The organism is Chryseobacterium mucoviscidosis, assembly GCF_002177115.1.
Lineage (GTDB): Bacteria > Bacteroidota > Bacteroidia > Flavobacteriales > Weeksellaceae > Chryseobacterium > Chryseobacterium mucoviscidosis.
Map to the genome: position 1 here is coordinate 54288 of NZ_MVAG01000039.1, position 14344 is coordinate 68631.

The following is a 14344-nucleotide window of genomic DNA, read 5'->3' on the forward strand; positions in this document are numbered from 1 at the left end:
TATGAAAGGAACAAAACTATTTATTCTCTCCGTTTTTTCCACTGCATTTCTATCTTTCACTCCAATTCATAAAAAAGTCATCATTATTGACGCAGGACATGGCGGAGAAGACATGGGAGCGAACAGAAACGGAATTTATGAAAAGAATATTGTTCTGAACATCGGAAAAGAGATTCAAAAATTCAATGATATTCAGGATCAATACGAGGTTATTTTAACGAGAAGTAATGATACCTACAGCCAGCTATCAGACAGAACAGCTCTTATCAATAAGCTGAATCCTGAAATGGTTATTTCACTTCACGTAAACAGCAGTCCGAAGTCTGAATCTACTGAACAGGGAGCTGAACTCTACACGCAGAATACCGAGGGTTCAAAAAAGCTTGCTGACCGGATTTCAAAGAAATTCAACACGTTAAAAATTGAAGAGAAAAATCTTCATATTTTAAGAGAATCTAAAGCTCCGACCGTTTTAATGGAACTCGGATATATCAATAATACAAAAGACAGAGAATATCTGACCAGCGAGAAAGGTCAGAAAGAAATTGCTCAGAAATTTTCTGAAATTTTCAGAGAATACTAAATAAAGATACAAATTCTGAATCATTCAGAATAAAACCCGGTAAAGGACTTTCGGAACTTTGTTGTTTACCGGGTTTGTCAATTTTCATATTAAAAACTTTCTTTCCAGCTTTTAATCAGTTCAGAAAACTTGTGATTTCCGAAAGTTTTATTTCTTATTTTCCCCACAGAAAATATCCCTTTTTCATCTGAAATCAGTAAAATTTCTTCGGCTTTCTGAGACTCAAACGCGATGATCTCGTGTTCCTGTATGTCTGCAAGATTATTTTTATGCAAAAACGTTACAAAATTTTCCATAAGCGGCGAAATGTAAGCTCCTTCCGTTTGTTTCGGAATTTTGATCACATCGTCTTCCAAAAACAAAAGATTCCCGAAAGTTGTACGCGCAATTCTTTTATTCGGGTTTAAAAGGATAACGTCATCAAGGTCATTTTCCTGTGCGTAAATCCCTCCGTAAATATTTTCCGGACTGTGAACCCTTATGTTGCTTAAAAGGTTGTTATTAACGTTTATTTCCTTAATCAGATCCAGTTCAAGATTTCTTTCGTGCAGCGATAGTACATCTTCAGTCTCGGTAATCTCATAAAAATAGGAAACTGAGGATTTAGACAAAGTAATTCCGTCTGAATTTCTGAAAACCTGAAAATTTATGATTGCATTCTGAATATTTTTCCCTTTAATAATTTCTTTTTGAAATAATGACTGAAAAAATTCCAGAGTGTAGGTTAACGGAATATTCAGTCTCATTTTTCTCATGGAAGCCATTAGGAAGAAATAGCATTCTTCATCCATGATTAATTTTCCGTTTCTGATGAAAAAAGAAACTTTAACGGCATCCCCCGAAAGAAAGGCTCTGTTTTTTACATTAATTTCGTCTGATGTAAAATATTGATTTTCCACTGTAATCTAATTTATTTACAAAAAAATAATGAACGATAAATCGTTCATCAGTTTTATAATTCAGCTTGCCTACGTTTAGGCTGCTCCTAATTTAATTCTAAGATTTTCGATAAGATTTTCCCAGTACATTGCGTTTTCTTCCTCATCTCCTTCTTCACAGAAATCTGTAATATTAAGAGACAGGTCTTCTGTAATGTCGTCTATTGCGATCGTCATTTCAAAGAAGTTCTTGGTTCCTTCGTCTTCTTCCCATCGGAAACGTACGAAACCTTCAGGCTTATATCTTATTAAAGTAGCCTTCTCAGAAGGACCTCCACCCCAGCTGAAAAAGAAGTCATCCCCTTTCTCTGTCACATCATCTGCAAACCATTCAGACAATCCTTCCGCTGTTGCCAGATATTCATATAAAATCTCTGATAAACAATGCATTGGGAATTCGTAATGGACTTTATGTTTCGCCATATAATCTTTGTTTTAATCGTTCCGCAATATATAAATTAATTTTTTTATTACACAAAAATGTATTTATTTTTTTGCATAATCTTCATGATATTTGTCAGAGATTCTTAAATAGGTGTTTAATTATTATTTTACCATAATCTTTTTGTTTTGTGGTATCAAAAAAAAGCTCTGAAAAAGAGCTTTTTTATTGGTTTTCATTTAATACGTCAAGGATAATTTTACATCCTTCTTCTATTTCTTCCTTTGAAATCGTAAGTGGCGGAGAGATTCTCAGATATTCATTTCTGTAAAGCTGCCAAAATACAATCAGTCCTTTTTCCATACATCTTTTGGCTACGTCTAAAGTATATTCGGGAGATCCGAGATTTACAGCCAGCATGAGACCTTTTCCGTTAATGTTCTTTATTTTGGGATGAACCAGAAGACTTCTGTATAATTTCTCTTTTTCTTCCACTTCATTCATCAGACCGCTTTCCAGAACTTCTTTCAAAGTTGCATAACTGGAAGCCGCAATAAGCGGATTTCCACCGAAAGTTGTGATGTGCCCTAATTTCGGAGAATGAGACAGTGTTTCCATAATTTCCCGTGAACTCATAAAAGCACCAACAGGAACTCCTCCTCCCATTCCTTTTCCCATCACAAGAATATCCGGAACAATGCCGAAATGTTCAAAAGAAAAAAGTTTTCCCGTTCTTCCGAATCCCGGCTGAATTTCATCTAAAATTAATAATGCGCCGACTTCTTCACATCTCTTTTTTAATTTGATTAAATAATCGTCATTAGGAACTAAAAATCCTGCCGCTCCCTGAATGGTTTCTAAAATTACACAAGCTGTTTTCTCGGTAATTTTATCAAAATCTTTTTCGTTGTTAAATTCTATGAACGAAATCATTGGCAATAACGGACGAAATTCTCTTTTATGGAACTCATTTCCAGATACACTTAACGCACCGTGGGTATTTCCGTGGTAAGAGTTTTTAAAAGAGACAATCTCTTCTCTTCCGGTATATCTTTTTGCCAGTTTCAGACTTCCGTCGATCGCTTCTGCGCCGCTGTTTACGAGATAAGTAATTTCTAACGGATCTGGAGTAGCTTCCGCCAATAATTTACATAAAGCGACTGGTTTTTCCTGGGCATATTCTCCATAAACCATGACGTGAAGGTATTTTTCTGCCTGCTCTTTTATTGCATCTACCACTTTTGGATGAGAATGTCCTAAAGTATTGGCAGAAACTCCTGCTACAAAATCCAGATATCTTCTTCCGTCTTTACCATAAATATAACTTCCTTCCGCCTTCTCTACTTCAAAACCTGCGGCAAACTTTGTCGTCTGAGCCTGATATATAAAAAAATCCTTTTGCATTTCCATTGTTCCAAAAATTTTAGCAAAACTATAAAAGATTCGGCAAACTCCGAAATGAAACGGACAGAATAAAAAAATTGCCCGCAGAAAACTGCGGGCAATACCACCAAATCACAAAATATTAATATAGTTTCATATATTCTTAGGTAAATATATAGAAAAAAATTAATGAAAATACATATTCAATAAAAAATATTTACATTAAATACCAAGATCGCAAATCAATTCAACAAACCATGAGAATTTACCAATTAGAAAACCGAATAACGATAAGGGTTTCCGCTTCACAGATTTTTGAATAAAACACGCCTGAAAATTCGAAAAAAAATTAAAAAATTATCAGGCAGCCACTATCTTCAGGGCGATTTTGTAAAAATAAATCACCATTTCCTATTTAGAAAATGGTGAATATTTTATAATTAAAAAAAATTCTGTTAAAAAAATGCGAATTTATCGCCTTACACGTTTCGGCTTTTTGGCTTCTTCTTTGGCTTTTTCTTTTTCCACTGCTTCCTGTGCTTTATTATAAAGTGTATTGTCGGCTTCGTATTTTACTTCTTCATAATTAGGCGTATCCACGAGAATATCCTGCCATTTCAGAATCCTGTCTTTTGTATTCCAGTTGAAATCCGGAAATTTCCGCCTTTCGGGTTCTATCATACTCATAGGATAGGTATCTGATGCCGCTCCGATATTACAGGCAACAACATACAACATCTTTTCCTCAAAAATAGCATCAATAATACCGCAGGAAGTAAGAGAAATCCCGATTCTTTCCTTTTCCTTCGTTTGCTCGTTCACATCGTCGGAATAGGTAATTGCCTGTGCATTTCCGATTACTTTTGCTTCTTTGATGTTGTTATCTTCTCCGTAATAAACCGTCATGAGTTTACCTTTCACCTGATTGAATTCATCTTTCATATTCAGAGAATCGACTTTACTGATGGCAAAAGCATTTCCGAGAACCTTCAGAGAATCTATATTTTCTTTTTGGGTATTGAAATAGGCTTCAACTTTATCTCCGGTTACCTGTTTTCCGTTGCTCCAAAGGATTGGATTGGTATACATATGAAGAACTCCATCCGTTTCATTGAAAGCGATGGAATCTGCTCTTCCCTGTGCATTGGATTTATAAAAACGTCCTTTTCTGTATGCTCTTAGAAAACTTTTCTTCACCTTGATATCTTCAGGATCCGGTTTTTGAAAAGAAATAATTTTTTCTGCCGCAAAATACATCGAATCTTTTTCCAATGCTTTTACTGCATACGGGTTTTTGGTCATCATGGCAGAATCTTTCTTTTCATAAATTTCTCCGTAACCTCCTTTTATAAATCTTCTTTCGTTCGGATCATCCAGTGTTACATTTCCTGTCGCCTTTCCGAATCCGGATAACTGGTTATAGTACATTTCGTCTCCGGTAAGAATCTTATCATTATAATACACTCTGGAGTTTTTGTATAAAAAAGCTTCTTTCGTATTTGTATTGTAATTTCCTTTATCGGTAACGATTCGGTTTTTAGGATTTTTCTTGTTGACAATTGTCGTCGGTCCGTTGATATTGACGATGTTTGTATTCTGATTCTGAACCACATTATCTCCTTCCAGAATGTACTGAGCATCTTCTATTTTCACTCTTCCGGAAAGGTCAATCGTTCTGGTTGTCAGAAAATAGGTTGCTGTTTTGGAATACGTTGTACTTTTTCCGTCGTTAATTGTTCCTCCGGTGTTGTAATACGCCTGATTGGAAAGCCTATCATAATACATGGTTTCCGTTTTTATCACCGTTCCTTTCGGATCGGTAAGAACTACATTTTTTCGGGCAATTCCTTTTTGTGTATTTCCGTCATACTCCATTTCATCGGCTGTAATTACTGAACCATCGGCGTTCTGCAGTTTTACATTCCCGATTGCTTTAATGAAATTCTGTTCTTCATACACAATCACAAGATCCGCATTCAGCAAAGAACCCTGATGCGAAAACTGTACATTCCCCACGAAATAATTATTCCCGTCGTATTTCTCGTCCTTTCTTAATTCATCGGAATGGATGTGCTTCACCTTTTCAGCAGGCGGAGCATTCTTTTTGGGAGTGGTATTGGTAAAATAAGGATCTTTTTGCAGAGTTTTCGGCTGGTTCTGTGCAAATAAAAACGTTGAAACAGAGACTAGGACTAAAGCAAATAGTCTCATGAATTGATTAATCATTCTTTGTGCCATAAAAATACAGCGAATGGGAATCAATTTTTACGCCAAATGCCTGTTCAATTGCTTCTTTAATCCCTTGAATTCTCGGATCACAAAACTCAATGATCTCTTCGATTTCCTTATCTGAATCTTTTTTATACACCACCAAATGATCGTGCTGTTTATCAAAATAAGATTTTTCGTAAGAGGAAGAAGTGAGCGTTTTTTCTCCGAACTGATGCTTACGGATGAGTCCTGCATCAAGGAAAATTTCAATTGTATTGTAAATTGTTGCTTTGGAAACATGGTATTTTTTCTGCAACATTAAAAGGTACAGATCATCCACATTGAAGTGATGATCCATACCGTATATTTCTTCGAGTATTGTATATCGTTCAGGAGTGTTTCGGAAACCTTTTTCCAATAAATAGTTTCTTAAAACATCCTTTATCAGCGCAATATTTTTTTCTTTTTGTATCGTATCCATCAAAAAATTTATCTACAAATTTATTGATTTTTATTTAAATAAATATTGTCATACTGTGTTAAAGAATTTAACCTTTGTGGCGGATAAATTCGCACTGCTCGATTTTGGATTTTCCAACGCAGTCTTCTGTCATAGGCGCAGATTCTACCACAACGTTGTGGGAAGTGATTCCCCATGCTTTAAAGTCGTCGCTTCCGATATATTTAACGAAATTGTAGATGTTAAGGATGATTTTCTCTTTAACCGTAAGAAGAATATCGTTGATATAGGTATTGTCTATAATCACGTATTTCAGATCCGGCGGAATATTATGCGCTCTTAATGACGGATGGCTGCTTCTTGAAGGAATTGTTCCGTCTGCCATTAAATCTCTGAGAACCATATCGAAATAATCGTTAATTCTTCGGTCTATCTTAAATCCTAACATGAAGTTAATCTTATAGATCGTTCCCGGAAGAACTTCATCTACCGCATATTTGAAGGTATACGGATCTTCCTGATTGGTAATGCTTAAGATAAAATAATGATCGGCTCTTTTCGGCTGTTTTTTGATGATTGAATAAATAATCTTCGACTCGATCTCATCATTTCTTTTTGCACGGCTTAAGTACGCCAAGTTAGTTGCATATTTAGGAATCGTTTCATCAAGCTTCATATCTTTAATGATCGGGATATAGGTCTCAAGCTTAATAAATTTGATGAATTTTGTTTTAATAGATCTTCCGTTATACCACGCATACATACAAACTCCGATAGATCCAGCCAATACGACCGTAATCCATCCTCCTTCCATGAATTTGATTACGTTTGCACTAAAGAAACCTAATTCGATTGCCATGTAAACAAATGCAAAAATAAGGATTAAAACTTTATTGACTCTTTGTTTCAACAGCCAGTATACCAAAAGTACCGTGGTCATCAACATGGTTACCGTAATGGATAAACCGTAAGCTGCTTCCATTTTTCCTGATTCTCTGAAGTGAAGAACCACCACAATACAGAACAATAAAAGCCCCCAGTTAATTCTTGGGATGTACATTTGTCCTTTTACCCCGGAAGGATAATCAATTTTCTGGTTAGGCCATAAATTTAAGGACATTGCTTCAGAGAAAATGGTAAATGATCCTGTTATCAAAGCCTGACTGGCAATAATTGCAGCCGCAGTTGCCAAAATAACGCCCGGAACCACCATCCATTCTTCCATGATACCAAAGAAAGGGTTTACTACCGAAAAGCCCGGTTTACCGTAATTGGTTAAAAGCCATGCTCCCTGTCCCAAATAATTTAAGATTAACATCACTTTTACGAATCCCCAGCTTACCCGGATATTTTTGGCACCGCAGTGTCCTAAGTCGGAATAAAGCGCTTCCGCTCCTGTGGTACAAAGGAAAACCGCTCCTAAAATTACAATTGCGCTCGGAGAATTGACAATAAGCTTGTACGCATAGTAAGGATTGAAAGATCTTAAAATTTCAAGATTCTCGCTTAAATGAGACAATCCCAAACCTCCCAAAACAAGAAACCAGATTACCATTACCGGTCCGAAGAACTTCCCGATAAAGCTCGTACCAAACTGCTGAACCACGAAAATAACAATCAGAATCGCGATCGTGATAGGAACAACCGGAGTATCCGGATTATAAATTTCAAGACCTTCGATCGCGGACATTACCGTAAGCGAAGGAGTGATTACCCCATCTGCAATAAGCGCAGCCGCTCCTACAATAGCAATAAGATACAGCCAGCCTTTTTTAAGATTTTTTACCAGAGAAAACAATGCTAAAATACCCCCTTCTCCTTTGTTGTCTGCTCTAAGAGCAATGATTACATATTTAATTGTCGTCTGAAGAGTAAGTGTCCAGATAATACAGGACAACGCCCCTTCGATGTACTCATTGAAAGGCATCGTACTTCCTTTTCCTCTTGCGTTAACAATCGCTTTCATTACATAAAGCGGTGAAGTACCGATATCTCCGAAAACAATTCCGAGAGACACTAAAATTCCAATGAAAGAAAGCTTTTTTATGTCAAAATGATGACCGCCTTCTGTAACTTCTGCCATACCAGCTAATTTAATTTTTAAACGCGCAAATTTAAGCCAAATTTACATCCCCATGAATTTTTCTTCATGAATATAATAAATGAAAAAACTTCCTTTCGGAAGTTTTTCTCTATAATCGTATAATTACTTAACGTACATTGCTTTTTTAATCTCTTCTTTCACTTTTTCAAGTTTCGGGAACCACTCTGCAAATAAAGCCGCAGAGTAAGGAGCAGGAGCATCAGGAGTTGTAATTCTCTTAATCGGAGCATCCAGATAATCGAATGCTTTCTGCTGAACCATATAGGTAATTTCGGACGCCACAGAACCAAATGGCCACGCTTCTTCTAAAACAACCAGTCTGTTGGTCTTTTTAACGGACGCCAAAACAGTATCGTAATCCAAAGGACGAACGGTTCTAAGATCGATAACTTCTACAGAAATACCTTCTTTAGCCAAATCTTCAGCAGCCTGAATAGCCAGCTTCATAATTTTTCCGAAAGAAACCAGCGTAACATCAGAACCTTCTCTTTTGATGTCTGCTTTTCCGATTGGTAAATAGTATTCTTCTTCAGGAATTTCCATTTTGTCTCCGTACATCTGCTCAGATTCCATGAAAATTACCGGATCGTTATCCTGAATCGCAGTTTTCAACAATCCTTTCGCATCGTAAGGGTTTGAAGGAACGACTACTTTTAATCCCGGACAGTTGGCATACCAGCTTTCGAAAGCCTGAGAGTGTGTTGCTCCCAACTGACCTGCAGAAGCTGTAGGACCACGGAAAACGATTGGGCAGTTCCACTGTCCTCCACTCATCTGGCGGATTTTTGCAGCGTTATTGATAATCTGATCAATCCCCACCAAAGAGAAATTGAAGGTCATAAATTCTACAATCGGTCTGTTACCATTCATTGCAGCTCCCACAGAAATCCCTGCGAAACCAAGCTCAGCAATTGGTGTATCGATTACTCTTTTAGCACCAAATTCATCCAGCATTCCTTTTGAAGCCTTATATGCACCATTATATTCTGCAACTTCCTCCCCCATTAAATAGATGGATTCGTCTTTACGCATTTCCTCGCTCATTGCCTGTGCAATTACCTCACGAAAAGTATATTCTGCCATATTTATTTGAAAAATTTAGAGTACAAAAGTAGTGTTTTTTTATTATTTACATAACAAAAACGACATTTCATTTAATGAAATGCCGCTTATTAATTTTTATTTGATCCCGATTAATTAGCTTTCTGCCAAGTCTGTGATCTTCCGATGAAAGATAAACCAACATATCCTCTTACATTCAGGTTATCACCGCTTCTTGTAATCGTACATTTGTAGGTTTTTCCTGTTTTAGGATCGGTAATGGTTCCTCCTGTAAATTCATCACCGTCTTTTTTAAGCCCTCTGATGATTTCCATTCCCAAAATAGGCTTGTTTTTTCTGTCGTCTTTACAAGCTGTACAGTTTGGATTAGCCGGCTTTATTAATAACTGTGAGATTTTGCCAAAGTACTGGTCTCCTTTTTTATAGATCTCAACAATAGATTTAGCCTGTTTTGTTTCATCGTCTATGGTTTTCCATTTTCCTTCAATCTGTGCAAAAGACATTACTCCGAATAATGAAAGTGCGAAGGTCAACAATAATTTTCTCATATTTCTTATAGTTTTAATTTCAATAAAATAATTTCGTTGTCTATTATTGCTAAAAATATAAATTTATTTTAAAACAACAAAAAAATTTATTATCCTACACATAGATTACAAGAGATATACCAAAAACTCTTCTGAAACAGTAATAAATTAATAAGTTTAGCAATTAAAATTTCATTCAATTCATCCTGAAGATCAAACGGTTATATTTTAATTCATTTTTCTGTTAATCACCCGATCCATATAATCCTGATACCACGCTTTTGCTATTTGTTTTCCTTTTTGCGCTTCCGGATCAGATCTCAACTGCTCCATGAGATTTTTTTCCAATCCTAAATCAGACTTATCAAAGATCCCCACAATTTCTTTTCCATCAAAACGGTAGATGTAATTTCCGATGATAAACTGCTCCACGGTTCCGTCTGAATTGGCAATAATCGGCGAATACTGTCTTTCGCTCACCAGACTTCTCCCCCAACTTCTGATTTTTTTATGGTAACCTATTAAATCTGCAAGCGTAGGATAAATATCAATCTGCTGTGCCAGTTCAGGATTTACACCTTTTAAATTGTATGCAGGATTTGGTGAATAAAAGATTAAAGGCACTGCGAAACGATTCATTGTTTTATCGTATTCGGGATAATAAATTTCGTTGGTATGATCTCCCGTAAAAACAAAGATGGTATTATTGAACCAGGGCTGTTTTTTAGCCGTTTCAAAATACTTTTTAATGGCAAAATCCGTATATTGAATTGGTTCATGCATCTGAATTTTTCCTTTTTTAAACTTCCCGTTGTATTTTTCAGGAATTTTAAAAGGATGATGTGAAGATGCCGTGAAGACTGTTGCCATGAAAGGCTGCTTTTTTCCTGCATTTTTCGCAAAATACTGTAAAAAAGGTTCATCCCAGATTGCCCATATTCCGTCGAAATCTTTATCGTTATTGTATTCTGTCTTTCCAAAATAGTGTTTGAAGCCTAAGATGTTTCCAAAGCCCAAAAATCCCATGGAACCATTCGGAGCGCCGTGATAGAAAGAAGTATCGTATCCCATTTCGTTGCAGACAGAAACAATGGACTGGATTTTCTGATTGGAATAGGGCGAACTTGTAAAAGCGTCGGTTAAACTCGGAATTCCGGCAAGAACGGAACTCATCCCGTGAATCGACTGTCTTCCGTTGGCAAAAGTGTTCGGAAAAATAAGACTCTGTCCCGCCAAACTGTCGATAAATGGAGTGTAAGAAACGTAATCTTTGATATTTTTGTCTTTATTGAATGCTCCTGAATATTCTCTTCCGAAGGATTCTACAATAAAAATAACGATATTTGGTTTTTCTGCGACTTCTCTGTTATATTCTTTATAAGGATGAATGTTCTGTTCAATAAATTTTTCATCTACAAAATGAACTTCTTTAAAATTATTCGTATTTAAAGTTCGGAAAAAGGAAAACGTACTGTTCAAAACCACATTTCCCTGCGCCGGAATTTTTACGAAACGATTGGCATCCACCAGATTGATCGGTCTTGTGCTGTGTTTAAAGTCTCCACGGATTCCGCCAACAGCCAAAACAGCCGTTATGCAAAGCGTTATCACAGACCACACAAAATACGGAAGCAGTTTTTCTGGTTTGTTTTCCTGAACTTTTACTTTTTTATAAAGAAAAATCCAAAGGATCATTAAAGCTATAAATCCGATCAGAACAAAAGGATTCTGAGCAACGGAAGTCGTAAAGACCTTAAAAATATTGCTTTCGTGCTGCGCAACCTGCAACGCGGCAGAAGTAAGTCTCATCTGCGAAAATCTGAAATACACCATATCTCCGAAATTCATTGCATAGGCAATTCCGTTGGTAATAAAATACAGCCAGAAAAGAAATTTCTGATAACTTTTTTTAGTATTGATGATGACAGGAATGATGCTCAGAAGAATAAAAAGGGCATTTACATATAAAATCGCCGTTGTATCGAACGCAATCCCATGGAAAGACAGACTGAAATAATCTGAAACAGAATCGATTTTTATTAAGTCTTTATTAAAATACCAGAATAAAAATCTTGCGATCTGATAGAAAAAATAGGCTAAAAAAATTCTGTACAAAAGCACCAGAACTTCCTGTTTTCTAAATTCTTTAAACAATTTCATGCTGCAAATTTACATTAAATTCGAATTAATTTAATAATATCTCCCTGTAACGGCTTAGCAATCTTCTATAATTGATGCACCGTTTAATTAACGCTTTGTTACTTTAATTTATTAATTTTGTGCCTATGAATTTTATTAAAAATAATCTTGCCAACGCGATAACGTTAGGAAACCTGCTTTCCGGATGTATCGGCGCCATTCATCTAATTTCAGGAGATTATCAGACGACTGCGGTTTGCATCGTCCTTTCTCTGATTCTGGATTTCTTTGATGGTTTTACGGCAAGAGCTTTAAAGGCAAATTCCAATCTTGGAACCCAACTGGATTCTTTGGCAGATATGGTGAGCTTCGGACTGGTTCCGGGACTGACGATTGTTGTATCATTACTCGGAATAGATCATAGAAATCCCTTGGAAGCCATAAATTATACACATTTACTCTACAATAGACCTCAATGGGTAACTTATCTTGGTTTTTTAATCACTTTATTTTCCTGTCTTAGACTGGCGATTTTTAATCTTGATGAAGAACAAAAATATTATTTTAAAGGATTAAATACCCCATCAAACACAATTTTAATTTTCGGATTATTTTATGCTAATAAAGAACTGGGAACTTTTGAATTTTTATTTGAAAATCAAATTTATCTTCTTATTCTGACGGCTATTTCTTCATGGCTTTTAATCTCCCCGATAAAAATGATCGCGATGAAATTTAAATCGATGAAACTACAGGATAATTATCCGAAAATAGCTTTACTTGTCGGTTCTGTTATTATTTTAGCTATCTTTAAAACTATCGGAATTCCGCTAGTAATTATTTATTATATTTTAATCTCAATTATATTTCAAAAACAACTAAAATAAATTTATGTGTTGAATAATGGACGTTTAAATCCATTTTCAAATTAACACATTCTCAAATTTTCAAATTATAAAAAATGAATTTAAAACTACATAAACCGCTCTGCATTTTTGATCTGGAAACCACAGGAACCAACATCGGCAAAAACCGTATTGTTGAAATCTGTATTCTAAAAGTAAATCCTGATGCGTCAAGAGAAAGCAAAACATGGAGAGTAAATCCTGAAATGCCGATCCCGAAAGAATGCAGCGAAATTCACGGTATTTATGATGAAGATGTAAAAGATGCGCCAACCTTTAAAGAAATTGCTCCAAAAGTGATGGAAATGATTACGGGTGCGGATCTGGGAGGTTTCAATTCCAACAGATTCGATGTTCCATTGTTAGCGGAAGAGCTGCTTCGTGCCGAGTTTGATTTTGATTTGAATAAATTCAAACTGGTTGATGCACAGACCATTTTCTTTAAAAAAGAACCCCGAAATTTAGGCGCTGCCTATCAGTTTTATTGCGGAAAAACACTGGAAAACGCCCATTCTGCGGAAGCCGATGTTATGGCAACTTTTGAAGTGCTTGATGCGCAGGTCGGAAAATATGATGATGTACCAAACGAAATCGCAGAATTAAGCAATTTTTCGTCTCAGAATAAATTCGCAGATCTTGCCGGAATGATTCATTTCAACGAAAACGGACAGGAAATTTTTGCTTTCGGAAAATATAAGGGACAAACGGTAAAGTCTGTTTTCCAGAAAGATCTGGGCTATTACGGATGGCTTCAGAATGCTGATTTCCCATTGTACACGAAGAAGGTTTTCACGAAAATCCAATTATCAAGTAAGTTTTAAATGATGCGTGAACTGGTTAAAAAGATGCTTTAATGAGCAACTAATAATGGCTGTTCTATTCCTAAAGAAGTAATTTTGGAAGATAAAACGGAACTTAACAGATCAGATTAATACAACAACTCGAAGAGGAAGACAAGCAAACCATTTTCCGGCTCGTAGAAAAAATACTTACCCATAAAAAGTTTAAAGATTTTTTTGCCAAAAACGCAGCTACGCTATAAAACACAAAACCCACCGCAAAGCGGTGGGGTATTTATTGTTGCTCACAGATTATAAATCCGCGAGATCAGGTTATTTATTTAAATTATATTTTTTAATAATATACTTTCCTGCATAGTCATCAAATGTTATTAAATACCCTCCTAAAAACATTTTGTATAGAATCGTTTTCTTTTCTTCTATTGAAATATTGTTTGGATAAAAATAAAACACATCTTTATCTATAATAAAATATTTTTTGATTATTTCTTTATTAGATAATTTTTCAATTTTAGAACTCTCGCTAAAAATTCCATACTCGTAATGATTAGCTACTGAATTCTTTATTTTAAGCTCTTGTTTTAAAGCGATTTTTAAAAAATCATAGAAGTCTTTATAATCATTATTATAATATTTTATATATATATCATTTAAAAATTTAACATTGGTTTCAAAAATATTATTATCTGCTGTTTTCAAGTAAAGATTATACTGTGCATATGGTGATGGTATATTCGAATCAATATTTGAGAGATTTTGAACAAAATCATCCGATAGCTCGACTTTCTTATTACATGAAATTATGATAAAAAAGAGACCAAAAAAAAGAAATTTAATATTTTTTTTCATA

General features: G+C 35.4%; 13 protein-coding genes. 3 read left to right on the forward strand and 10 right to left on the reverse strand.

Annotated features, from left to right (window positions below; all coding sequences use genetic code 11):
• The first annotated feature begins 1 nt into the window (after position 1).
• The gene (locus tag B0E34_RS00895) at positions 2 to 583 is read left to right on the forward strand and encodes an N-acetylmuramoyl-L-alanine amidase family protein (protein ID WP_087705959.1); all 582 of its coding nucleotides are present in this window, start codon (positions 2 to 4) and stop codon (positions 581 to 583) included.
• 89 nt (positions 584 to 672) lie between these two features.
• Here the strand turns inward: B0E34_RS00895 and B0E34_RS00900 are convergent, their stop codons facing one another.
• From B0E34_RS00900 to B0E34_RS00940, 9 genes are all read right to left on the reverse strand, one after another.
• On the reverse strand, positions 673 to 1482 hold the full coding sequence (locus B0E34_RS00900; RefSeq protein ID WP_087705961.1) for an aminotransferase class IV: 810 nt from the start codon (positions 1480 to 1482) through the stop codon (positions 673 to 675).
• Positions 1483 to 1557: 75 nt separating this feature from the next.
• Positions 1558 to 1944, reverse strand: a complete 387-nt coding sequence (locus tag B0E34_RS00905; protein WP_087705963.1) for an START-like domain-containing protein — start codon at positions 1942 to 1944, stop codon at positions 1558 to 1560.
• A gap of 184 nt (positions 1945 to 2128) precedes the next feature.
• Positions 2129 to 3307 carry an aspartate aminotransferase family protein gene (locus B0E34_RS00910; protein WP_087706029.1) on the reverse strand — a complete coding sequence of 393 codons (1179 nt, stop codon included), beginning with the start codon at positions 3305 to 3307 and terminating at the stop codon, positions 2129 to 2131.
• A gap of 450 nt (positions 3308 to 3757) precedes the next feature.
• A complete protein-coding gene (locus B0E34_RS00915; protein WP_087706031.1) occupies positions 3758 to 5497 on the reverse strand; it encodes an OstA-like protein in 1740 nt (579 codons plus the stop codon).
• A gap of 7 nt (positions 5498 to 5504) precedes the next feature.
• Positions 5505 to 5978 carry a Fur family transcriptional regulator gene (locus B0E34_RS00920; protein ID WP_076396095.1) on the reverse strand — a complete coding sequence of 158 codons (474 nt, stop codon included), beginning with the start codon at positions 5976 to 5978 and terminating at the stop codon, positions 5505 to 5507.
• 67 nt (positions 5979 to 6045) lie between these two features.
• Positions 6046 to 8040: a KUP/HAK/KT family potassium transporter gene (locus tag B0E34_RS00925; protein ID WP_087705964.1), complete on the reverse strand. Its 1995-nt coding sequence runs from the start codon at positions 8038 to 8040 to the stop codon at positions 6046 to 6048.
• A 123-nt stretch (positions 8041 to 8163) separates the two neighbouring features.
• Positions 8164 to 9144 (reverse strand): pyruvate dehydrogenase complex E1 component subunit beta, encoded by a 981-nt coding sequence (locus tag B0E34_RS00930; RefSeq protein ID WP_076396100.1) that lies wholly within the window; start codon positions 9142 to 9144, stop codon positions 8164 to 8166.
• Positions 9145 to 9254: 110 nt separating this feature from the next.
• On the reverse strand, positions 9255 to 9671 hold the full coding sequence (locus tag B0E34_RS00935; RefSeq protein ID WP_087705966.1) for a DUF2147 domain-containing protein: 417 nt from the start codon (positions 9669 to 9671) through the stop codon (positions 9255 to 9257).
• Positions 9672 to 9878: 207 nt separating this feature from the next.
• Positions 9879 to 11810, reverse strand: coding sequence for an LTA synthase family protein (locus B0E34_RS00940; protein WP_087705968.1), 1932 nt, complete (start codon positions 11808 to 11810; stop codon positions 9879 to 9881).
• 125 nt (positions 11811 to 11935) lie between these two features.
• Between B0E34_RS00940 and B0E34_RS00945 the strand changes: the two genes are divergently transcribed.
• Positions 11936 to 12676 (forward strand): CDP-alcohol phosphatidyltransferase family protein, encoded by a 741-nt coding sequence (locus tag B0E34_RS00945; protein WP_087705970.1) that lies wholly within the window; start codon positions 11936 to 11938, stop codon positions 12674 to 12676.
• A 74-nt stretch (positions 12677 to 12750) separates the two neighbouring features.
• The gene (locus B0E34_RS00950) at positions 12751 to 13515 is read left to right on the forward strand and encodes a 3'-5' exonuclease (RefSeq protein ID WP_087705972.1); all 765 of its coding nucleotides are present in this window, start codon (positions 12751 to 12753) and stop codon (positions 13513 to 13515) included.
• 291 nt (positions 13516 to 13806) lie between these two features.
• On the opposite strand, the gene B0E34_RS00960 is transcribed toward B0E34_RS00950, so the two are convergent.
• Positions 13807 to 14343 carry a hypothetical protein gene (locus B0E34_RS00960; RefSeq protein WP_087705974.1) on the reverse strand — a complete coding sequence of 179 codons (537 nt, stop codon included), beginning with the start codon at positions 14341 to 14343 and terminating at the stop codon, positions 13807 to 13809.
• Position 14344: the final 1 nt, after the last annotated feature.